The 23,568-nt window shown below is 46.4% G+C and carries 13 protein-coding genes; 5 read left to right on the top strand and 8 right to left on the bottom strand.

The window, feature by feature from the left end:
* Positions 1-2: 2 nt before the first annotated feature.
* The 3 genes from QTP81_RS07260 to QTP81_RS07250 all read right to left on the bottom strand — a co-directional run bounded on the left by QTP81_RS07260 (position 3) and on the right by QTP81_RS07250 (position 6,908).
* Positions 3-1,559, bottom strand: a complete 1,557-nt coding sequence (locus QTP81_RS07260; RefSeq protein ID WP_289364693.1) for a tryptophan halogenase family protein — start codon at positions 1,557-1,559, stop codon at positions 3-5.
* 69 nt (positions 1,560-1,628) lie between these two features.
* Positions 1,629-4,607, bottom strand: coding sequence for a TonB-dependent receptor (locus QTP81_RS07255; RefSeq protein ID WP_289364692.1), 2,979 nt, complete (start codon positions 4,605-4,607; stop codon positions 1,629-1,631).
* A gap of 210 nt (positions 4,608-4,817) precedes the next feature.
* Positions 4,818-6,908 (bottom strand): tetratricopeptide repeat protein, encoded by a 2,091-nt coding sequence (locus tag QTP81_RS07250; RefSeq protein ID WP_289364691.1) that lies wholly within the window; start codon positions 6,906-6,908, stop codon positions 4,818-4,820.
* Positions 6,909-7,164: 256 nt separating this feature from the next.
* On the opposite strand from QTP81_RS07250, the gene QTP81_RS07245 reads away from it, so the two are divergent.
* Together QTP81_RS07245 and QTP81_RS07240 are read left to right on the top strand one after the other, a co-directional pair.
* On the top strand, positions 7,165-7,875 hold the full coding sequence (locus QTP81_RS07245) for a DUF6445 family protein (RefSeq protein WP_289364690.1): 711 nt from the start codon (positions 7,165-7,167) through the stop codon (positions 7,873-7,875).
* Positions 7,876-8,095: 220 nt separating this feature from the next.
* Positions 8,096-11,206, top strand: a complete 3,111-nt coding sequence (locus QTP81_RS07240) for a glycoside hydrolase family 16 protein (protein WP_289364689.1) — start codon at positions 8,096-8,098, stop codon at positions 11,204-11,206.
* A gap of 185 nt (positions 11,207-11,391) precedes the next feature.
* Here the strand turns inward: QTP81_RS07240 and QTP81_RS07235 are convergent, their stop codons facing one another.
* The gene (locus tag QTP81_RS07235) at positions 11,392-11,835 is read right to left on the bottom strand and encodes a hypothetical protein (protein WP_289364688.1); all 444 of its coding nucleotides are present in this window, start codon (positions 11,833-11,835) and stop codon (positions 11,392-11,394) included.
* 239 nt (positions 11,836-12,074) lie between these two features.
* Here QTP81_RS07235 and QTP81_RS07230 point away from each other — a divergent pair, with 239 nt between their 5' ends.
* Both QTP81_RS07230 and QTP81_RS07225 read left to right on the top strand, forming a co-directional pair.
* Positions 12,075-13,493 carry an amidohydrolase gene (locus QTP81_RS07230; RefSeq protein WP_289364687.1) on the top strand — a complete coding sequence of 473 codons (1,419 nt, stop codon included), beginning with the start codon at positions 12,075-12,077 and terminating at the stop codon, positions 13,491-13,493.
* Complete coding sequence (locus QTP81_RS07225; protein ID WP_289364686.1) at positions 13,490-14,791, top strand: amidohydrolase family protein; 1,302 nt, start codon at positions 13,490-13,492, stop codon at positions 14,789-14,791. The genes QTP81_RS07230 and QTP81_RS07225 overlap by 4 nt, the downstream gene beginning before the upstream one ends.
* Here the strand turns inward: QTP81_RS07225 and QTP81_RS07220 are convergent.
* The 3 genes from QTP81_RS07220 to QTP81_RS07210 all read right to left on the bottom strand — a co-directional run bounded on the left by QTP81_RS07220 (position 14,754) and on the right by QTP81_RS07210 (position 19,142).
* A complete protein-coding gene (locus QTP81_RS07220; protein WP_289365605.1) occupies positions 14,754-16,400 on the bottom strand; it encodes a sodium:solute symporter family transporter in 1,647 nt (548 codons plus the stop codon). The genes QTP81_RS07225 and QTP81_RS07220 overlap by 38 nt on opposite strands.
* 70 nt (positions 16,401-16,470) lie before the next feature.
* Positions 16,471-17,853: an NAD(P)-binding protein gene (locus QTP81_RS07215; protein WP_289364685.1), complete on the bottom strand. Its 1,383-nt coding sequence runs from the start codon at positions 17,851-17,853 to the stop codon at positions 16,471-16,473.
* A 20-nt stretch (positions 17,854-17,873) separates the two neighbouring features.
* Positions 17,874-19,142, bottom strand: a complete 1,269-nt coding sequence (locus QTP81_RS07210; RefSeq protein ID WP_289364684.1) for a threonine synthase — start codon at positions 19,140-19,142, stop codon at positions 17,874-17,876.
* A gap of 190 nt (positions 19,143-19,332) precedes the next feature.
* Here QTP81_RS07210 and QTP81_RS07205 point away from each other — a divergent pair, with 190 nt between their 5' ends.
* A complete protein-coding gene (locus QTP81_RS07205) occupies positions 19,333-23,079 on the top strand; it encodes a two-component regulator propeller domain-containing protein (protein ID WP_289364683.1) in 3,747 nt (1,248 codons plus the stop codon).
* On the opposite strand, the gene QTP81_RS07200 is transcribed toward QTP81_RS07205, so the two are convergent.
* Positions 23,048-23,329 carry a hypothetical protein gene (locus QTP81_RS07200; RefSeq protein ID WP_289364682.1) on the bottom strand — a complete coding sequence of 94 codons (282 nt, stop codon included), beginning with the start codon at positions 23,327-23,329 and terminating at the stop codon, positions 23,048-23,050. The two genes, QTP81_RS07205 and QTP81_RS07200, sit on opposite strands and share 32 nt — an antisense overlap.
* Between the last annotated feature and the right edge of the window lie 239 nt (positions 23,330-23,568).

Raw genomic sequence — 23,568 nt, 5'->3', positions numbered from 1 at the left:
TATTACAACCTGTTGTTCCAACTGCGTTTAATATCATGTAACAACTGCCGATTGGTTGGAAGGTGTTGACACAATTTTTGTAATTCAGTGTGTTTGTTTTTCTGTAAATTGGCAAGGTGAACGCGCTCCCTTTCTGCCAAACGTCTATTGTTTAAGGTGCACTGTGTTTTAAAGCCCATGCCGTACAAAATAAATTGATAACTGGCAGGTGGAAACATCGACTCTGCGACCTCCACATCAGCATGCCAAGGCGCACGATATTGCCACATCGCTAAGGAGCGTTGTAACGGCTCTGGTATCGTACTTGCGTGGCGATGATCGCGCCAATAGTCACTGTCGTCGCGTTCAGATAACACGTAGTGCAGTTTGATAAAATCTATAATATTGCGCCAATGCAGATTCATGCGTTGGTTAAACTTATTCGCCAAGACATCTAGGTCACTCTGCCGAGCCGGCAAGTGATCCTTTAAAAATTTTGCGCCAAATTCAATCAGGATCATGGCCGTCGCTTCGAGCGGATCGATAAAGCCAGCAGACAAACCAATCGCTACACAGTTGCCTTTCCAGAACGTTTCTAGATGCCCAGGATCTAAGGTGATTTTATTAGGTGTTAAATCGGCAAAATTGGCATGTGGCATATGCTCTTGAATATAAGCCTCAACGGTATCATAGGCTTGTTGCTCATCGCCATATTTAGACGAATATACAATCCCTATTCCGCGCCTCGTAGGTAAGGCAATATCCCAAATCCAGCCGTTTTTGTGCGCAGTGGCATGGGTAGTTGAATTAATGGGAGCGTTATCATCGGCATAGGGCACCTGAAACGCCATCGCCCTATCATTAAATAGCACATCTTTAATGCTGTTAAATTGCACCCCCAAACTCTGCCCAATAAGTAAGCGTTTAAAGCCCGTGCAATCAATAAACAAGTCACCACTTATCTGGGCACCATCATCCAAAGTAACCGACTGAATTATCTCACCATTTGGCGCATCGACTGCGGTAACATCGGCTGAAATATGCTCTACACCCAAATTGTTAACGCAGTGCTCACGCAATAAATTGGCGAACTTGCCGGCGTTTAAATGATAACCATAATTAACCACATTGGCGTATTCGGGGGTTTTTGCCTGCTTTGGTGCTAGGTGTTGATTACAGACCGCTGCTTGAGTCGTTGCAAATTCATCAAACGGCTGTTGTGCACCCGATTCTAACCAGTGATCGACGATATTAATGTCGTTATAGCCAATCGGCAGTGAAAATGGGTGATAGTAGCTCTCACCTTCACCACGGTGCCAATTGATAAAACGCGAACCTTGTTTAAAGCTGGCGTCACATTCACTGATAAACTGCGCTTCAGATAAACCGATACGTCGCAAAGTCGCAGCCATCGTGGGCCACGTACCTTCACCTACACCAATAGTTTTGATGTTGGGGGATTCGATCAGGCGAATAGTAAAGTTGGATTGAGTATCGAAATGCGCGGCAAGAACCGCTGCGGTTAACCAGCCGGCAGTGCCTCCACCGACAATTACGATATTACTGATTTCAGAATTCATAGACCCTAAATTTAAAAACTCACCATTGCACTAGTCAATGGTGAGTTTATGTTTTATTTAGGTTTTCCGCTAGAAGCTGTAACGGAAACCAACGTTATAACGAGGACCTGTTTGCGTTACACCTGCAACCTGTAGGTAGTCACGTGCAAAGCCACGAGTTGTTTCATCAGTCAAGTTAATCACTTCAAACGAAACAACCAGACCATTATCAAAGTCGTAACTCGCATTTAAGTCGATTTGCTCGTATGCAGCAACGTAACCCGGTTGACGGCCACCCGCAAAGGATAACCACTCGTCACGCCAGTTATAGGCCACACGAACTTGAATACCGTCTTTATCGTAGTAAACAATAAGGTTACGAGTGTCACTTAAACCAGGAACAGCAAACTGGATGTCGTTCACAAAGCGGTCAAACTGCTGATCTGAGTCTACGAAGGTCGCGTTGGCAATGAAACCAAAACCAGTATCCTCAAAGTCATGCTGAATTGCCACTTCCCAACCGTCTAGATTGTATTCATCAGTACCGTTAATGATAGTACTCAAATCAAAGGTTGCTGGGCCATCACGACCGACTACACCAGTAATAATTTGACCTTCGGCATCTACCCCAGGTGCATCCGGACGATTAGTGAAAATCCAATCGCGGATCTCTTGGTTTGATGGTGTACCGCCCAATGCTGCAACCGCTTCTTCAAACAGCGGACCAAATCCTGGGAACGCTAAGTCTGGGAAGATTGGAACGTCTTCAACTTCAGATCGCGTAATAAAGTTCGATACTGACTTGCTGAAGTAACCAATAGAGAAATAGCTCGCATCGTCATAGTACCACTCGTACGACAAATCATGGTTCTCTGACTCATAAGGTAATAGACCTGGGTTACCAATACTACCCGTTGCACGGTATAAGCCCGACGAGTTGTACTGGATAAAGTTCGAGATGTCCAGGTTACCACGTAAATCACCGTAACCCGCTCGAGCAATTGTTGTGCTGTACGAGTAACGCAACTTCATGTCGTAATGAATATCGACATCGATATCGATACTTGGTAACCAGTTATCGTAGGTAGCCTCAAGCGCTGACGGTACTTCTGTACCATCGTCTATTGCAATCCACTCGGTTGCACCTACCCAGTCTACGCGGGTGTAGTTACGCGACGCTGAGCTTGAAGTAACGTCAGTTTCTTCGTAACGCAAGCCTAGCAAAACGCTAAACGGATAATCACCCCAATCGCCTAGTAAGCGATACTGCAAGAATGCAGAAATCGTGTCTTCTTGGAAGTTGTTACCAAAGCCCGGATCAAAATCTGGACAGAAGCCGTGCCCACAAGAACCTACTACACGCTGACCATTTTCTGTGTACGGAGCCAAATATAGTGGGTTTGAAGGGTCTAACGACTCTAAAAATACTGCTCGTGCGGCTACTGCTGTGTAGTCGAACAAGAAGAAGTTGTTGTTAATATCACCGCCTGAGTCGAACGAATCGAACACGCCAGACAAACTAGCAGGTGTCATTAGATCGGTCATCGAACCGAGCGCACTGGCTTGGTTTTGACCCCAAGTGTTACGCTGAACGTTACTCGATGCTTCAAAGTTGGCGACTTTAGACAACCCTACACCAAAATCGATGGTTTGGTCGTCATCAACATACCATTTACCAGAAAACTGCGTTTGCTCGATATTCATCTTCGCCCACGAGTTACCAAACACGCTTCCTGTCAGACGCATGTCATCTGGTGATAACGGGTCATTTGCAGTAGTGGTCGTAACCGGAATATCACCGCGATAATCAATAGTGGTTGAGGCACGGCTTACACCACGCAGACCGGCAACCGTCAAGAATGAGTTAGTACCGCGGATCATGTCATCAGGCTCACGCAGTGACTCAGAGTCATGGTGATCTAACGTTAGTTCTACGTAATCGTTAACCGCCCACTCGAAGTTAATACCAACGGAGTTCAACTCATTGCGTGAACCACCACCACCAGCTGCGTGTGGGAAATCAGGCTCACGTTGGAATTCAGTGTATACCAATGGCGATACGATAGGACCTTCAGACCAAAGTACTTGATCAGGCACCTGTGCGACCCAGTAAGAAACGTCGTTAAAGCTAGTAGACACTTCTTGTTCAGCATAGGTGTAATCCAACGTGATGGTAAGGTCATCCATTGGCTCGTACTGCAAGGTCACTTGTGCATTAGTACGCGTACGTTCGATCTCACTTAAGTTGTAAACGATGTTACGCGGTAAACCAACAATGTCACCTTCAGACGGTTGTGTACCGTCAACGCTCACACCGTCACGAACAGTGCCACCGTCTACTTCGGCGAAGAAGTTGGTGGTTGCAGACTGCGCACCATTGTTACGCTCTTGGAAGCTACCAACGATAGCTATACCCAACGTATCATCCAAGAAGGTTTCACTGAACAAACCAGAAAACTCCGGTGTAAATTCTTCGCCAGTGATAGTTGATGTATCGTTAACAGCTTTCAAACCGAAGCTAGCATTGAGGTTAGGATTTTCCAACGGCTTGTATGACAAGATGTTAATCGTTGCCCCCATACCACCAGAAGGAACGAACGCCTTACCTGTTTTGTATACTTCGACACCTGAAACACCTTCAGACGCCAAATCACCAAAGTCAAACGAACGCCCAAAACCTGAGTTGGTTGGCAACTGTCGACCGTTTAGTGTAACTAGGTTGAAGTCTGGTCCTAAGCCCCGCACCGTGACGCGAGAGCCCTCACCATTTTGACGGTCGATTGAGACCCCGGTGATACGTTGCAGAGATTCCGCTAAGTTTGTGTCTGGGAATTTACCGATATCTTCTGAATTAATAGCGTCAACAACACCCACCGACTCGCGTTTGGTGTCCATAGCGCGTACTAGACTGCTTCGAATGCCCGAGACCTGAATGACTTCTACATCCTGGTCCTCGGCGGTTGTCCCATCAGCCGCATCTTGCGCGTAGATTGGCGCCATTAAACTCACGCCTAAGGCAAGTGAAACTCCCCGCGCGACAGGGCTAAAAAGACGGTTCTTGTTTTGCATAGACGTGTGTCCCCGATTACGTTTGTTATCAGCTTGTTATAAAAATATTTCGTAATTTAACTTCGCATAGGTTGTTAACAAACGAAACCAGGTTGCGGTGAGATGGTTTGCCGGAGCGGCAAAGCGGATTATTCGCAAAAGCCTTAGCGACGAGAGCAAACGCCACATAAAAGTTGCGTTTTCATTTCGTTCAATTTACAGACAATGCAATTAAGTGTTTTCTGCCTGCATTTGCTGCCAGCGTTCCGCTTCAGCAGTGTCCCCTGCGATGGTCATTATTTGTGCCATACGACGATATAACAAAGGAAATTCTGCTACTCGATCTTGTTCAATGAGTCCTTTGGCGTAGCGTTTCACTCCGGCGAGATAACTCTGAAAATCGTCATGCTCGTTGCGTTCTCTCGCATACTTTATCAGAGCACCGTAAGCCCGGATCGTAGCGCCGATTTGATCGGAATAGTCATCAATCACCTGCTCTAGGTAATCACTGCCTTGCTCATAATCGTTCATTTTCATGTAATTTAAACCAATCCAGCCCAGTGCTTGGGTATCTTTGGTTTCATCATTGCGCGTGTAGTGAAGCGATCGTTTAAGATGTTCATTCGCTTGAGACAACTGTCCTTCAGCTGATAAGTATTCTGCGAGTTTTATATAACTTTCATGATTGTGTGGATAAAGCCTTATGACTTCTGTTAAATGGAAATAAGTCGCGTCTTTATTGCGCAAGAAGCGATTTAATTCAGCCAACTCATAATGGATTTTCCAATCTGCTAAACCTTGTTCAACTAATGGCTGACGGCGTGCTACTGCATCAGCCGGACTGCCCACCTCAGCGACGATTTCATCGCGCCTTGCAGTGGTAAAGGCTTCCAGTTCAGCGGCATTGCTTTGCTCAGTGAATGGCGATTTCTTCACCATGCCCAATAAGCGGTTCATTACTTGGTTGGTTTCGTGATTAGGGAATCCAATACGTTCTGCGGCGCGCTGTTTTGACAGCCGGGTATAGCGCTGTGAAGGCTGCAAGTCAGCCATGATAGCTTGCGTAAACTCGCGCGCAAGATAATAGTTTCCGTCATAATCAAAATGCACGTGCTCATGGAGTAGATCCCAGCCTGGCACATAGCCACGTTTGACCCCATCAAATAATGCCACACTGTCTACATAGGTGAGTGACTCGCCGGCTTCTTCAGCCCCGACTTTGGCCACTATTGCATTGAGTACCCCATCAGTTCGAAAGCGCTTGGTGTCAAAACGCAACGCCGCTTCAAAGTGTGTTTTAGCGAGGTTGAACTCGCTCATGTTTTCTAACGCTGTGGCCAATCGAAAATGACTATCAGCGTATTCATCATCGATTGTTAACAATTCTTGATATGCTTTAACCGCTGCTGCCCATTCTTGTTCTGCAAATAACAGCTTCGCGGCGCTGTTAAGTGATTGCCACTGCTGTAACTGAGCTTCGCTGAGCCCTGTCTTGTGTGCCGAACCAAAAGGCGCAGAGTGGCGCAAATTAACCGGTACGGAAGACAGTATTACATGCATATTTTTATCTTGAAGAAGCTCGATGATATCGCGCAAATTGCGCTCATAATGGCTATAAACATGTTCAAGTCGGGGATCGTCGTGGGTGACGCTGAAACCGGAAAACATTTGCATGCCTTCCCATTCCATTTCTTCTCCTGCCGATGCTGGCTGAGCAGCTTGCACCAATGCTTCTATCGCCTGCCAAGTGCGTGTGCGCTTGAGCGATTGAAGCGTCCGAATCATAGTCATGCTAGACAAAAAGTTTTGGTTAAACGTGCTGGGTCCATAGGGCCCCACAACCTCGTTGTTACCCATAAGTATTACGGCGTAATCGGCCGAATTAGCAGGTAGCGTTCGCGCAACTTCATAGACAACATGAGAGTTCACTGACGTCATAGCGGTATTGATCACTTCAATCTTTTTACCGGGTAAAGCTGCGCTTAAATGCGCCCCTAAGTGACGGTCTAAGCCGTGATTAACGTGGGGAAAACCTTGCGCAGCAGAGCCCCCTAATACATATACCCTGACAACATCATCGTCGCGTTGCGCAGTTATTGTGTTGTTTAACGGTGCAACACCCAAAGAGGCGGGATAAAACTGATTTGCAAACGCTTTGTTATCTTGAAAATGCTCAACCCCGTCAATTTCTACCGAGTGGAAATAGTCATAATCAGTGCCAACACCACTGATTCGCAAAATACCTTCCAAAGCTAAAAAGAACAGCGCGGGGATCCCGACTATTGCAATGAATGAAAAGGCAATTTTTTTAGCTGGTAACATAATGTGAGTTCCACGGCCGGTTGAAAACAAAGTGGTTTTTTTAAACTTTATTGAGCATTGCGATTTGCGTAAATTACGTTAGTCCATGCATTCGTTGCGAGTCAACCATTTCTATGGTTTAGCTCAATGAAGAGTATGGGATTGAAGTAAAAAGTGAGTGTATAAGTATCCTGACAGCCGAATAAAAATCCGTTAGTCTGATCGCTAAATCACTGCCGAGTTTGGCAAGCATCCAGTAAAAAAAGTAGAAAACCTCATGGAAATCAGTGTTAACCGCGCAGCGACCCCCTATTTTAGCAAGGTGGGTCAGGAACAAACCCCGGTGTTTATACTGGATAACTTTCTTGAAAATTTAACGCCTACGCTGCTGAGTAATCTGGACCAACTGAGCTTTGACCAGGCGCCAACATACTATCCTGGCATTCGCGCCAAGCTGCCAGACGAGTATATGATTGCGGTAGCGAAAGCGCTCGTGCCTTTGCTTCACAAGATCTATGGGATACCCGCTGATTATCAAGTAGAATTCTTCGACAGTTATTATTCGTTGGTCACTCGAAAGCCGCATGAATTAACAATAGAACAACAAATCCCTCACTTTGATGGAACTGAACAATTTCGCTTCGCTTTATTGCACTATTTAAATCCGCACCCGCACGGTGGCACCGCCTTTTATCGCCACAACGCCAGCCAAACAGAGCGCGTTTTCGAGGCAAACGTAGAGCAGTTTTTATCATCCGTGAGTCGTCAGTTTGAACAAAACGGCGGGCCCAAAGGTCAGTACATTGCCGATACCGATTCACAGTTTACCAAAATAGGAGAGATCCCTTTTAGCCAGAATCGAATGGCGATTTACCCGGGCAACTTACTCCATTCTGGCGTTATCAATCCAGCGACAGATATTGACGCGAGCCCTAATACTGGGCGCTTAACTGCCAATATGTTCATCAACTTTCGTCACCCCATGTAAGCGTTGGCGTTTCTCAACGCTAGCGTAATGGTCAAAGAATAAAAAATTCGTATTTTCGAACCACCTACGACTCAATCAGTCCGCTTCACGGCTTGCCAGTCCCTTTTGACCGCAAATAAGAGATTGGGGTATTAACAATTAAATTACATCCTCATATATTCGACCATTAACAAAATCTTTACTTTTGTTGCACGCATAAAAATCGGAAACGAGGACAAAAATGACTTACCGTAGACGAACACTCAAACACGTGTTACTACTCGCAACCACCGGGCTGTTTCTATCAGCTTGTGGCGGTGGCGATTCAGTGGGTGACACCAAGGACTCACCGGAAACTCCGCCGTTTTTCCCTGCCCCTGAAGAGGAATGGGAGTTGGTGTGGAGCGATGAGTTTGATGGCGACACACTAAACACTGCCAATTGGGGTTATGACCTCGGCGATGGTTCTGATAGAGGACTAGAGCGCTGGGGCAACAACGAGCAGCAGTGGTATACCGATCAAAACGCTTCGGTGTCTGACGGTACGCTCAAGATTTCTGCCCGCGCTGAGTCGGTGCAGGATGGCTTCCCTTATACGTCGTCTCGGATCACGACTCTCGACAAACTAGATTTTACCTACGGTCGCGTTGAAGCAAGCCTACGTACCTCTTCAGGCCAAGGCCTCTGGGGCGCTTTCTGGATGCTGTCCAGCGATTCGCCGTATGGCTCTGATGGTTGGGCTGCAACAGGTGAAATCGATATCATGGAAGCAGCAAACCCTGGCGTAGATACCCAATATTATGGCTCTACCATTTTCCACGGTTTCCCATGGCCACTACAACAGTCTATCTCTGAAGCATTCCCAGCTGACGTTGATCCTACCGAGTTCAACGAATATGCGGTTGAGTGGGAACAAAATGAAATTCGCTTCCTCGTAAACGATATTCACTTCAAGACAATTACGTCTGAAAGTTATTATTCGTATTTCTATAACGAAGCAAATCAAGGTTATGAGTTAGCCGTTGATGGTGCACCATTCAACACCGACTTCCACTTGATTTTGAATCTTGCTGTCGGTGGTAACTTAACGGGTAATACCGTTGACGACGCATCGCTTCCAGGTGAGCTAGAAGTAGATTATGTGCGTGTTTACAGCTGTTCGTACGGCAGAGCAGACGGAAAAGGCTGTAATTCGAACGTCAATCCAGACCTAGAGACGCCTGATCCACTGCGTCCAGCACAAGAGTCGTTCGATATTTACATTGACGAACCAGCGCTGTATAGCTGGACAATCAACGGCGAAACGTATGACCGTCCTCTCGCACTCAATTCATTCTGGAACAACGATGGTGCATTGACGTTTGCAGAAGTAGACGCAGGTGACCGCGGCAACGTGATTGAAGTTATTACCTCCAACAGCGGTAACATTTCAATTAACCCAACTGTTGAGCCGATTGAGCTATTCGGTATGGGTAACAACCCTAACTTCTGGGAATTACACGCGGGTGAATTGCGCTTCGATATTTACGTTCGCAGTGCAGACGCTGAAAGCACGTTCCTCGTGAAGATGGACAGTGGTTATCCAGCGCTTGGCCAAGTCGCACTAGCTGCAGACAACTTCCCGCGTGATACGTGGACAACTGTAAGCGTTAAAGTGAACGACCTACTGGCGTTCCGTGGTGATGGCTTTATGCCGCTTGATACCAGCAGTATCCAAAGCATGTTCGTGTTCGAGCCTACCGGTGCAGCTGATGTACTCATCGACAATATCACCCTTTCTTGTGGTGCCCCAGGCAGCTGTGGTATTTCAGCGCCAGTGCCTCCTGCACCGCCTATTGAAGGTCCATTTGCAATGGCTGGTATTTGGGCAGTAGCACCAGAAGCGGGCTCATTGGGTGTTGGTCCTACGCCTGGCGATATCTCTTGGTGGGCAATTGACGATCAAGGTGTATCTGACCGTGCATGTTTCTACGACGACACCTATGTATTCAACGAAGACGGTTCATTCCAAAACGTACTCGGTGATGATACGTGGTTAGAAGAGTGGCAAAGCGGTAATCCAGAAGCCTGTGGCGCACCAGTTGAACCACATGATGGCATGACTGCTGGCACATGGAGCTATGACGGCGACGCTGGCACATTGCTAATCGATGGCTTCGGTTCGTACGTCGGTATTCCTAAAGCGGTTAACGCTGGTGAATTACCAGGTGTACCAACCCCACCAAACGTAACTTACAACATCGAAGAAGTTGGCAATGATCGCATGATCGTTACTGTGGAATCAGGTACGGGTATCTGGTGGCAGTTCGTGATGCAGAAACTGGAAAGCTTCGGTACTCCAGGTCCTGCTCCAGAGCGTACCTTCGCAGGTACATGGCAAGTAGAACCCGTGGCCGGATCATTAGGTGTTGGTCCTGCACGTGGCGATATCTCATGGTGGGCAATTGACGATGCTGGTGTAACGACGCGTGCATGTTTCTATGATGATGAGTACGTGTTCGACCGCGACGGTACCTTTGATAACGTACTTGGTGACGATACGTGGCTAGAGGCATGGCAAGGCGTAACCGGCGAAGAATGTGGTACTCCAGTTGCACCACACGACGGCGCAGCGGATTACACCTGGACCTACACTGAAGCGACTGAAGATACAGGCACACTGTTGATCGACGGTTTGGGTGGATACATGGGTATTCCGAAAGCGGTTAACGCTGGAGAATTACCTGCAGTATCAGTCCCAGCTAACGTAACTTATGAAGTGACGTGGGAAAATGACAATACTGTGATTATTGATATCGAAGCTGGCCCTGGCGTATGGTGGAGATACAGAATGATCAAAACGGTACAACCTGCACCTGTTGAAGTAAGTCCAGTAGTCGGTACTTGGCGTGTTGCTCCTGAAGCTAACTCACTCGGTGTGGGTCCAGCACTTGGCGATATCAGCTGGTGGGCAATCGATGATGCTGGTGTAACAACACGCGCTTGTTTCTACGATGATGACTATGTGTTCATGGAAGACGGTACCTTTGACAACGTACTTGGCGATGATACTTGGTTAGAAGCGTGGCAAGGTGTAACAGGTGAAGAGTGTGGTACTCCTGTGGCTCCGCACGATGGTGCAGGTGAATACACTTGGGACCTTGATATGGACGCAGGCACCATCACAATTAACGGTGTCGGTGGCTACTTAGGTATCCCTAAAGCAGTGAATAATGGCGAACTCGGTAATGGTGGAACAGTCTCCGCAACCACGGTTTACATGGTTGAATTCACTGACAACGACACGCGCATGACTGTTGATATTGAAGCCGGAACAGGTGTCTGGTGGCGATTTATCATGGAGAAGCAATAGAGGAATAAGTCCCGGGTGGCTTAGTCCCAACCAGCCACCTTGTTCCTTTAACTGTGTGAAGCCCCAAACGAAAGTTTGGGGCTTTTTTTTGTAAGGAAGATATAGGCCTTTGCGATGTATGAACGCGGTATAAACTAGGCGTCAGTCTATGTTTGCGCTAGGGAGGCTACCAGTACACTTAGCTACTAAGTATTCGAGGTGCCAATGAGTTTTCGGCCTTCGCTAGTAACACTATCTCTTTCAAGCGACTCTTTAACCCAATTAATCGCCTCTTCTAATGTGTCAAACTCCCTGCTTTGATAGTGTTGGCAATCCGCCGGTAAGACTAAACTTTGGGTTACTCTGGAAGATAATGCGGAGGAAGATACGTAGGCTTCTTTTACCATCCCAGCTTTGATGGCATAAAGGGTCGCCCGATTTAGATGCGGAACGGCATCAGCAGTGGGCATCCAATCATCGTGAAGAATACCTATCGCAGCATACGGTGCTTTAATCAAAGGTAAGATTTCTGTATTTAATCGATGGGTAAACTCTTTAGCTTTTTCGAGATTCCAACCACCGGATATCTCCATAAAGACAATGTTGTCTTTAACCCAGAGTTCTAATTCACCATGACTTGCAAATGACATCGATTGCTACAAACTTTAAAACCTAAGTCCTTAAAGTTTAGCATTGTTTAACGATCGTAATGCGGTTTTTGCTACCGCTGTCCAGCGACATTTTTGAAACCAGCAAGATTTATCTAGTCTTTTTGTATCAATAACTGACAAACCGCTGATCGCTTGCTAGCCTTTATACGTTAAATAAGTGCGGCTAAGAGTCATAAATGCTTGAGCTGCCGAATAAAATAACGATAACAGGAAACTCCATGACCACCTCAATTTCCCGGAATGTGTTGATCTTGTCATTGCTATCTGCCGCTATGCTCACCGGTTGTAGCGGAAGTGAAAATGAAGACAAGACGCAAAAACCTATGTTTGAAATCGATAAAGACCCCTACCCTAGTACTTATCACCCGGTGCCGGGCGAAGCAACAGTGATCACCAATGTAACCATTCTTGATGGTATCGGTGGCAAAATTGACAACGGCAGTGTGTATTTTAGTGACGGTAAAATTGTTGCACTTGGTGAAAGTGTCGACATACCCGATGGCGCTACGGTCATTGACGGTCAGGGCAAATGGGTCACACCAGGTATTATTGATACTCATAGCCACTTAGGCGTTTATCCCTCACCTTCAGTTCAATCACATTCAGACGGTAACGAAATGACCAAGCCGGTAACGGCTGAAGTACATGCTGAACATGCGATTTGGCCTCACGATCCTGGGTTTCAACGCGCGCTGGCCGGCGGTGTAACCGCGATGCAAATACTGCCAGGTTCGGCAAACTTATTCGGCGGTCGTACGGTTACGCTGAAAAACGTACCGGATCGCACGATGCAAGACATGAAATTTCCCGGTGCACCCTATGGCATTAAGATGGCCTGTGGTGAAAACCCCAAGCGCGTTTATGGCAGTAAAGGCGGCCCAATGACCCGCATGGGTAACGTTGCAGGCTATCGTCAGGCATGGTCAGATGCGCAAAACTATCAACGCAGCTGGGAGCAATACTATGCCGATTATGAAGCCGGCAAAGATCCTAAGGTGCCAAAACGCGACCTTAAACTCGAAACGTTAGTGGGCGTGTTAGAAGGTGAGATTATTGTGCATATGCACTGTTACCGAGCTGATGAGATGACTGTCATGATGGATGTCATGCAAGAGTTCAATTACCAAATCGGCTCATTTCACCACGCGATAGAATCTTATAAAATTGCCGACAAACTAGCCGAAAATAACGTGTGTTCTTCTATGTGGGCTGACTGGTGGGGCTTCAAAATGGAAGCTTACGATACAGTCAAAGAAAACATTCCAATGGTTCACGCTGCTGGTGCCTGTGCGGTGGTACATTCTGACAGTGACCTGGGTATTCAGCGCTTAAATCAAGAAGCCGCAAAAGCTTGGTCGGACGGAATACGCGCAGGCATCGATATTAGCCAGGCGGAAGCATGGCAGTGGTTATCAGCGAATCCAGCTAAATCTTTAGGAATTTTTGAGCAAACAGGTTCATTAGAAAGCGGTAAATACGCCGATTTGGTTTTGTGGAGCGGCGACCCGTTCTCCACGTATACACAAGCGGAACGAGTCTATATTGATGGTGGTTTGATCTACGATCGCGCGAACCCCGCCGGTTGGCCGGTGAGTGATTTCGAATTAGGCCAAGTAGGTGAAGGAGACGCAAAATGAATAAAAAGATACTCGCCATAGGCGCAATGTTACTTTCATCTATCGCAGCAGCACAGCAAACTGCGATTGTTGGTGGAACTGTTCACACCATGGGTCCGATGGGTACGGTCGAAAACGGTGCAGTACTCATCAATGATGGAAAAATTGTATCGGTTGTGAGTGCTGATGCAGTACCCAGTAGCTATACCCAGGTTAATGCTACCGGTAAAATCGTAACGCCCGGTCTATTCGGCGCACTGACATCTTTAGGTTTAGTGGAGGTGGGCATGTCGGCGGGATCTGTTGACAGCTCAGTGGTACATGGAGAAGAGCGCGAAAACCCAGTATCGAGCGTAGGTGCTGCGCTAGACGTACAGTACGGGTTTAACCCTGATTCAACGCTTATCCCTATCTCACGTGTTGAAGGCGTAACGGCAGCTGCCACCGGCATTAGTTATGGCGATTACATGTTCAACGGCCAAGGTGCTGTTGCGTCACTCAGCGGTGAGTTTGATTCACTGATCAGAGCCAATGCGTTTATGCACGTTGATGTGAGCAGCAATGTATCAGACAGTCATGGCGGCAGCCGCGCAGCACTGTGGGTAGCGATAGAGCAATCCTTCGCTGAAGCGGCTTCAATTCGTCAAGTAACAGGCTTTGCCGCTTATATGCCGAGAATGGAATGGCATGGTATGACAACTCGCCCTGATGCAGAGGCCCTGCTACATGTACTTAATGGTAAAATGCCGCTGTTGTTCACTGCGGACAGGGCTGCGGATATTATGCAGGTCGTTGCGTTTAAAAAGCGCAATCCAACTGTTGATGTTGTATTAGTCAACGCGGTAGAAGGTTGGCGCGTTGCTGAGGCACTCGCTGAAGCCCGTATTCCGGTGATTTTGAACCCCGAAAACAATCTACCTGGCGGGTTTGATCAGATAGGCGCTACGTTAACCAATGCAGCGCGTTTACATCAGGCTGGTGTACAAGTGTCTATCGGCATGGAAACTCACAATATCCGCTTGGCTACTCAGCACGCGGGTAATGCTGTGGCAAATGGTCTACCTTGGCAGGCCGGTTTAGCATCGCTGACAATAAACCCAGCGCGCATCTACGGTGTTGATGAACTATTGGGTAGTTTAGAGCCTGGCAAACAAGCCGATGTAGTCATATGGTCTGGCGATCCACTAGAGGTAACTAGTCATGCTGAGGCTGTATTTATTGAAGGTGAGCAAATGAGTACTGATACACGTCAGCACAAACTGCGCGATAGATACATGAACCTCAATAGCGATAAACCAATGACGCACGTAAGGCCGTAAACCCTGACGTAACGTCATCTAGCTTTTGCGGGATGACGTTACCCCCCCCCAACCCATTTAGCGCTGCACACACAGTAAAAATTACGAAGAACCAGCCCACAAAAACGGTGATTTCTGCTTTACTTAAAATTGATTTATGCACCACCTTCGCATTCTCAGATATGTCAGCCGTAGGGTCTAAATGAGCGAGAATATGAGACAGCAATACGGTTACAACAAAGCCGGATAAGTTCCACCAGAACCAAAAGACCTGTTCAACGAATAGCCACAATACGATATTACTCAAGACCCCGAAACCCAAACTGATATTTAAGTGGCGTGCACCTACTTTTACTGCCCAAAATCCCAATACAAAACAGGCTAGAATCGGCCCGTAAAAAATTGAACCTACCTTATTTATAGCCTCAATGATGGTTGGTGCGATATCTCCCGCAAAAAATGACAAAGCGAGCGTCACAACGCCCCAAAATAAGCCAGTAATACGTGCAAAAGACAGGTAACGTTCGTCGCTTAACGCTTTGCCGCTCAGGCGACAATAGTCTTCAACGGTTACTGCAGACAAACTGTTAATCGCCGAGCTTACCGAAGACATAGCCGCAGCGAAGATAGCCACCAGCAATAAACCTATCACACCATTGGGCAGGTGATTAATGATAAAAACAGGGATCATCCAATCCGGATTGCCGTCGGGGATCTGTGCTTGCAGTGAAGGCGTAGCCAGTACTAGAGTACCAATGACTAAGCCGGCGCTGCAGTACAAAAAAGTTATTGGAAAGCGGAGTAAACTAGCCGCCAAAATCATTTTCTTGAGATCATTGGTATCGTGCGCCGCGAGTGAGCGCTGCGCTTCTGACTGATCACAACCGTAATAGGCGGCATAAAGCACAAAGCCACCGAATAACATGGGCAACAAACCGAATCCGTCGCCATCGAACCCATTCGAAGCAAGATTAAGCGTGCTCAAGCGTTGACTGTCTACTTGCGCCCAGAACGCGTCAAAACCACCAATCTCATACAGCCCAAAACCTAGACACGCGGCTGTACCGAGGACAATTAATAGCATTTGCAGTGCGTCGCCGTAGACAACGGCTTTCATTCCCCCTTGTAAGGAATAGACAATGGTGACGCCACCTATTAATAGCACACTTTGCCAATGCGCTATGCCCATCGTACCTTGTAAAATCACTGAGATCGCATACACCATTATGCCGGTAGCAAATGCGCGACTGAGCTGAAAAACAAAGCTAATGATGAGCCGCGAGGAACGATCAAATCGCAGCTCTAGGTAATCGTATACGCTTACGACGCCACTGCGATGCAAATACGGCAAGAGGGTCAATAACAAAAATAGCATGGCCAATGGCAGTGCCAACTCATAGGAGAGCCATATCAATCCCCCACCCTCGCGCAGACCAACAAAAGCCGGCGCTGAAATAAAACTGACCGCAGACAGCTGTGTCGCCATGATTGACAACGACAACGGTTTCCAGCCTATTGTGCGGCCACCGAGAAAATAGTCGGCTTTGCTATTTTGTTGCTTAAGCAAAAAGCCCATGCACAGTAAACCGAGCAAATACGCTCCGATAATTGAATAATCGAGGAAGTTCATAGGCCTAGCATGGCTAAATAACAACCACTTGGCAATGGGTGAAAGAAAACGCGAAAGCGCGTTGAGATTTTTAAGCGGATAATTGCTTGAGTTTTGCAACCGCAGGCTTGGCTGCTTTGCGCATTCGATTCAGTATTTGCAGTTTGTCTAATTGATAAAAACGTACACCACTGACCATTGACATAAAACCGTCCAAACGGTTATTCAGTAACCATTGTTTAAGCCCCGGTTCTTTTGACCAAAAATACTGGTTCATCATATTTTTATACGTCATCTTGACCCAATCTTGCGTGTGATTAGGCAACGGAACGACTTTGCTCAGTTGGTTTTTCTTTTCTAAGTCATTATAGGTTAAATCAATATGGGCAATAAGCGCGGCGCTAAACACCGGTTGATAGGCTCGAATGGTTTGTAGCGTTATCTTATTGTCAACAAATACCGTTGATATAGCTAAATTGGTAATTGCACTTGCACTACAATCCACATGAACAACATCGGTAGAGGTGGGAATGGTGCCCTGTTGAAGTATTATTTCAGTTTCGGTTAACGCAACAACACGCCCCATTCGAACGATATTCTTTATCCGCTTAATCTCAGCAAGCTCTTGCTCACTGATCGTCGCTCCGTGAAACATCGGAGGAAATATAGCTGAATCTATACGCAGCATTATACCGGCAGCTTCGAGTCGCAAAAACAAGTCTTCAACCGAGTCACAAGCCGCAATGGCCTCCATTTGAGCCGCTTGCGCACCAATGGTGTCGTTAAAAAACTGATTGGAAGGCTGCGTCGTCTTGCGATTTAACATCCATGCATCACGCGGCATAATCCAAGTAATAATGTTAGGTTTTACACCGTGTTGTAATAGCCAAATTACTGTATCGATCGCTGTTTTACCTGCACCGATAATTACAAAACCGCCTGCTACTTCGGTTTGTTTAGGCAATGCGTTGGGCGGAATACACGTTAGCGCCGCGTCAATTGAAAAGGCCGGTTTGTGGGTAGCCGGTATTGCGGTCTTGTAATACGTCGCATCAACAATTTTACTGTAGCGAATCGTTGTTTCTTCACCCGTGAGTAAATTGCGTACTCTGCCATCACCTAAATATTCGCTTTTAGATAAGAACGTCACTCTGCCGCTGGGTAAAAACACTTCGCGCATAAGGTCGTCGTAATACGCAAGGATTTCTGTACCTGACGCAAGTTCATGAAAACCACTGTTTAACCCGACTTGATCTATGTTGCCTTTGCTTAGCTCCTTGGAGCTAACCCCATAAAACGACGACGGTTGATGCAAAGTCACAAACGAATAAGCGTCATTCCAGTGCCCTCCAGGCTTATCTTGACGGTCAACCAGCGCAATCGTTTTGTCAGACTCAGATAATACGATATCGGCGAAGGCCATCCCGCTGGCGCCTGCGCCAACTATCAAATAATCCACATGAAGTGTTTTCATGGCCAAAGCTCCTCGTTAGTTTATGTAGAGACTGTTTGTTTCTGCATAAAGATGTCGTGCAAATTATCCAGATACTTCTCTGCACTCCCGGTATTAAAACACACGATGCGATCAGTGCTAGCAACCAAACCTTTAGCTTTGGCCTCTTCTAATGCACCGATACATGCCGCACCTTCAGGGCTTATCCACATTTTATATTGAGTAAAAATAGCTCTACTGATATCACTAATAGCCTTCTCAGATACCGCTATCGCACTGCCTTCACTAGCGCGTAGAATCGCTAGTACGGCTTTGTGTCCAACACCCCCAGGTACGTTTATGCCGGTGGCGATTGTATCGCCGCCATCGGTGGGTATTGTATCGTCTAAATCGTGCTCAATGGCATGTACTATGGGCGTATTATTTTCACTTTGTACTGCAATAATGCGCGGCCGGTGATGGTCTATAATCCCCATTGCTTCCAGCTCATCAAATGCCTTCCACATGCCTAAAATGCCTGTTCCACCGCCAGTGGGATAAAACACGACATCAGGTAATCCCCACTCATCTTTTAATCCTGGCCAAGGCTCGGCTAACTCCAACCCCATGGTTTTTTTACCTTCAATCCGCCAACCCGGTTCTTGAAATGTAGCGCAATTGAAAAAGCCATCAGGTACGTAATGCTCTTTCATAAATTCGCCCGCTTCACGGATAGTCCCTTTGACTAAATCAATGCTGATGTTGTCGTGTTTGAGCGCTGCAACCGCTACACTCCCCATTATATTAAGCGGCGTATCGTCGGGCATGACGACGGCAACTCGCTTATCGAGTGATAAACCATAAGCCGTTAATGAATCCCCCGCATTACCTTGCGTCGGCACGGTAAGCTTTTCCAGGCCGTAGTGTTTAGCCATCGTTGCGACCATCGACATACCGCGGTCCTTGAAGCTACCCGTGGGATTTGCACCATAACCCTCGTAAGGCTGCCCCTCATCTTTAACCGCGACATTTAAGCTAAGCGACTGACACAATGGAAAATCTGAGATATCAATCACTGGCGTAAAACCCTCGCCTAAACTAACCACCTTGTCAGGCTGTGTTGCTTTGTTGAAGGGTAGCAGTGGACCAAAACGCCACATGCTTTTTTCATCGGGGCGGTACCAAGACATATCGGGATAGTCTTGCTTAATCAACGCGATATCCAAAACTAGTCGAACCGGTCGATTATCGCGTGGACACAAATTCATCGGCTCTGTCGTATCGTAGGTACTACCGCACTCCGTGCATTGAAAGTATTTGACGTATTGCATTGGGTATGGAACGCCCTATTGGTTACATAGATTTTTCAAAACCATTGTGTCTTAAGTACTTAGGAAAATCCATGTACGAACAGCGAATGCTTAGACACCATGCACTGGATAGACTAAGCTATGAATTATCGGCAGTAATAGAAGCCGCACGGACGGTTGTCTCTACAAAAAAGAAGGCTTAATTGGGATTGTGATCATTCGAGGATTGCTTGTTACTTTTCTGATGTGGTGTTGCAATACAACAACTGTATTGGCTGCCAGTGAACACATCGCGTTCACGGTCATCAACAACACTGATACCAACTTAATCGGCGCTCAGCGCGTTACAATTCAAGATAAACAAGGTTACATGTGGTTCGGCGGAGACAACGGACTGGCGAGGTTTGACGGCTATTCAGCTAAAGTCTTTCGCTACAATGCAGAAATCCCAAGCTCCATCAGTTCCAATTTGATTTATGACATTATTATTGACCGCGACGGCGTCATGTGGGTGGCAACATCATTTGGATTAAACCAATTTGATCCCGAATACGAAAGTTTCACGTCTTATACCGTCGATGATACTCAAGAGTCAGTCAGTAATGACATTCGCAGTATCATGCAAGCACAAGATGGTCGCATTTGGTTAGGTACTTCAATTGGAATAGCGATTTTTGATCCGGTCACAAAATCTTTTACGGTCGATGAAATCTCAGCACTGCCAGACAACCTCGATGTGCGTGATATTGTTGAAGATGACTCTGATAATGTGTGGATAGGCACTGCAGCAAACGGCGCTTTTCGAGTCAATCCAACCAACCAACAAGTCACACACTTTGCTCACAATGAAGACGACAACTCTGGCTTAAGTGGGCCATCAGTGGTTGTTATGCATGTTGACCGCCAAGGCTCTGTGTGGATTGGTACAGCTAGCGGTGGCCTGAACCTTTTTGATAAAACAACAGAATCGTTTTCCCATTTCAAGCACAATGCACAAGATAGCACCAGTATTGGCTCTAACTTTATCCGTGGAATTTACGACGATACCCAAGGTAACTTTTGGATCGCTACCGACGGTGGTGGTTTGAGTAGATTTGACCGCTTAAATGGTCGTTTTGAGTCATACAAACATCAACCCGGTATGATGGACAGCCTTAGGTCCGACAAAATACGCAGTATTTACGAAGATGCTTTTGGCAATCTATGGTTCGGACACTTCCCCTTTGGTTTAACCAAACTCGATCGACAAGCAATCGCTTTTCGCCATTACCGTCACAACCCGCTGGATGAAAATTCACTGAGTGATAATTCAATGCTCGCGATAGCCGAAGAATCTCCGGGTGTTATCTGGGTTGGTACGGAAAACGGCCTAAATCTCGTCGATTTAGATTCAGGCGATACCCAACGCTTTATGCATGATCCTCTAGATCAAACATCGCTCCCAGCGCCTCCGGCTCTGGCAATAGAAAAAACTCGTGATGGTGTTTGGGTTGGTACGTGGAGCGGTGGCCTGAGTTTACTCGATAAAGAAACCGGCACCTTTACGTATTTCCAGCACGACCGTCAAAACTCGAAGAGCATCAGCGGTGACCATATCTGGGTGGTGTATGAGGACAGTAACAACGATCTTTGGATAGGCACAGAAACTGCGGGATTAAACAAATACGATCGCGAGAATAATGATTTTATCCACTACCCGACTGGCAATGATCCGGCAACAGATGCTGGTGCCAATTGGGTCAGTGCGCTTTTAGAAGACAGCCGAGGTAACTTTTGGGTAGGCACCTACTTTGGATTGGCTTTACTAAATAGAGACACCGGCGACATTGAATTCTTTGTTGAAGATCCGAATCGCCCTGACAGTATCAAAGGCAACCACATTACAAGCATCATTGAAGATGCACAAGGCCACTTATGGATTGGCACACATGGCAGTGGCATTAACAAGAAATCGCCTAGCACTCACTCGTTTACCACTTATGATATGTCGCATGGCCTCGCCGACAATGTGGTCTATGGGATCGTTGAAGATAAGAATGGCAATATATGGTTCGCTACGGCAAATGGATTAAGCCGTTTTAATCCTGAAACGGAACAGTTTTTTAATTTTTACAAGTCTAGCGGGCTCGCGGGAGATGTATTTAATCGACCTGCATATGCACATCTGTCAAGTGGCAAATTAGCCTTTGGTAGTACTGACGGTTTAACCATCGTCGACCCTGATGCGCAAACCAGTCAGCGCGTTTCACCGCCGTTAGTTTTTAACGATTTCCAAGTACTCAATGAAAGTGTAACGATAGCCAGTGACTCCGTGCTGCCGAAAGCATTGGGCTATATTGATGAAATTACACTGACACACGAGCACTCGGTGTTTTCAATAGGCTTTGTGGAGTTGAATTATCGCAATAGTGAAGATGATCAATACTCGTATAAACTGGCAGGGTTTGATGAAAACTGGAGTCCTCCAAGCTCAAACCGGCTTGCCACCTATACAAACTTAGACCCTGGCACCTATACCTTTACCGTTAAAGTGGTGAACAACCAAGAGAACGCTGCCCACGTTACTCGTTCTATTAATATCACTATTTTGCCAGCGCCTTGGAGAAGCCCACTCGCCTATTTCTTCTACAGTTTGGCTGCATTTCTTTTATTATTATTTTTAGGCTCACAACATTTACAGAAATTACGCGCAAGTAAGCGTCTCGAGTTGGCCTTATGGGGTAGCGGTGACGAGTTTTGGGAAGTCGACATGGCGCTAAATAAAATCTTTAGACGCAACCCCATGACCGAGCTAAATCACGCTGAAATAGACGATTGGAATGATGCTCAGTTAGAGCAAATTCACCCTGAAGATAAACCATTTAACCAACGCGCAATACAGTTGATCAAGGACGGTGAGCAACAAGAGCTTGAACTAGCGTATAGAAAAAGAACAGTAGATAACGAGTGGGTATGGTTATTGGACCGCGGTAGAGTAACAAAAACCGATTCTCATGGAACCCCACTGGTATTTACAGGTACCACAAAAAATATTCAACAGCTCAAAGCCACCGAGACCGCACTTTTGAATTTGAACATCGAACTGGAAAATCGAGTACAAGAGCGCACAAAAGCGCTTGAAGATACTGCAAAAGAACTACAAAAAACCAATAACTTCCTCAAACGCGCGCAAAAACAGCTGGTTGAGTCAGAAAAAATGGTTTCTCTTGGCAGTATGGTTGCCGGTGTTTCGCATGAGCTGAATACTCCTCTTGGAATTTCAACCACAGCCCTTTCCATTCTCCAGTCTCAGCTATCAGCGTTGTATGAGTTGGTCAAAGATGGTTCTTTGTCACGTTCCAAATTTGAACAATTCCAAAGCGATGCCAATGAGAGCGTTGCTTTGGTCGAAAAAAACCTTGAGAGAGCCGCCAAAATCGTCGAAACCTTTAAATCTGTGGCAACAATGCAACCCAACGATGTGATTAGCGCTAACAATGTGAGCAAGATCTTGCTGCAAGCCATTTCTGATATGCAAATGAGGTATACGCTAGCCTCAGATTCCATTGTATTTGACGCGACCACAGATATCCAAATCAGGACTTACAGTAGCACTTTGGAGTCTATTGTTGTTCAGTTGTTGGAGAACGCAGCCAAACACGCTTACGATCGTATCGAAGATTTCCACGCTTTCATTACTGTTTCACAAGTGCAAGACGAAATCATCATTACATTACAAGATAACGGTAAAGGCATGGACAAAGAAATGGCTAAACGTATCTTTGATCCGTTTTACACCACCAATCGCGGCGACAATCTCGGTTTAGGTATGCATATCGTTTACAACCAAGTGACCCACGTCTTGCACGGCAAAATCAAATGCAAGAGCGAGATCGGAGTAGGCACGCAGATAATCATAAAACTACCTGCGCAACTAGACGTCGACGTTACTCACTTAATTGCTGCTCAGTCGCAATAACCGGCTTTGCTGCCAACATGCCTTGGTCAGGCGCAAACGCCAACTGTATGCTTTGGCAAAACTCTGTTACGTCATTAATAACGTCTTGCACTGTATCTGCGGCCAATGTATATCTGACGGTTGCCATTTCAGCTGCCAAGGAAATATTGACTGACTCGTTTAAGTTAGTTTCGCTAAAGTCATTTGCAAACGTGGTTGAGCTGGCAGCGGTCAACAACGCTGCTGCAAAAAGTTTAGTTGAAAATTTCATATCGGTGTCCTCACTGTATATATTCGCGTAACTACACCTATATAGTAGGTTTGCAAGACACTTTCGTTGCATCATTGTCGATAACTTAGCCAGTTTTACGGACTAGTAACACTCGAAACATTTTGATTCATTTTTAATCAGCGTGTAGCGTCATTTCGTCTGCAATTAGACACATTTGTACATAATTACGACCGCCTTTAAACGATTGACACTGACAGTGCGACTAAGACAATACTATC

Origin of the sequence: Neoalteromonas arenosi, from assembly GCF_030362855.1 — a bacterium.
GTDB classification, from domain to species: Bacteria; Pseudomonadota; Gammaproteobacteria; order Enterobacterales; family Alteromonadaceae; genus Alteromonas_E; species Alteromonas_E arenosi.
This window is presented reverse-complemented; position numbering and strand designations above follow the sequence as displayed.

Excerpts from the sequence above, each read along its gene's own strand:
- QTP81_RS07250 (WP_289364691.1), bottom strand. The coding sequence starts at position 6,908 with ATGTTACCAGCTAAAAAAATTGCCTTTTCATTCATTGCAATAGTCGGG.
- QTP81_RS07235 (WP_289364688.1), bottom strand. The coding sequence starts at position 11,835 with ATGTCATTTGCAAGTCATGGTGAATTAGAACTCTGGGTTAAAGACAAC.
- QTP81_RS07215 (WP_289364685.1), bottom strand. The coding sequence starts at position 17,853 with ATGAAAACACTTCATGTGGATTATTTGATAGTTGGCGCAGGCGCCAGC.
- QTP81_RS07255 (WP_289364692.1), bottom strand. The coding sequence starts at position 4,607 with ATGCAAAACAAGAACCGTCTTTTTAGCCCTGTCGCGCGGGGAGTTTCA.
- QTP81_RS07220 (WP_289365605.1), bottom strand. The coding sequence starts at position 16,400 with ATGAACTTCCTCGATTATTCAATTATCGGAGCGTATTTGCTCGGTTTA.
- QTP81_RS07210 (WP_289364684.1), bottom strand. The coding sequence starts at position 19,142 with ATGCAATACGTCAAATACTTTCAATGCACGGAGTGCGGTAGTACCTAC.
- QTP81_RS07240 (WP_289364689.1), top strand. The coding sequence starts at position 8,096 with ATGACTTACCGTAGACGAACACTCAAACACGTGTTACTACTCGCAACC.
- QTP81_RS07225 (WP_289364686.1), top strand. The coding sequence starts at position 13,490 with ATGAATAAAAAGATACTCGCCATAGGCGCAATGTTACTTTCATCTATC.
- QTP81_RS07230 (WP_289364687.1), top strand. The coding sequence starts at position 12,075 with ATGACCACCTCAATTTCCCGGAATGTGTTGATCTTGTCATTGCTATCT.
- QTP81_RS07245 (WP_289364690.1), top strand. The coding sequence starts at position 7,165 with ATGGAAATCAGTGTTAACCGCGCAGCGACCCCCTATTTTAGCAAGGTG.
- QTP81_RS07200 (WP_289364682.1), bottom strand. The coding sequence starts at position 23,329 with ATGAAATTTTCAACTAAACTTTTTGCAGCAGCGTTGTTGACCGCTGCC.
- QTP81_RS07260 (WP_289364693.1), bottom strand. The coding sequence starts at position 1,559 with ATGAATTCTGAAATCAGTAATATCGTAATTGTCGGTGGAGGCACTGCC.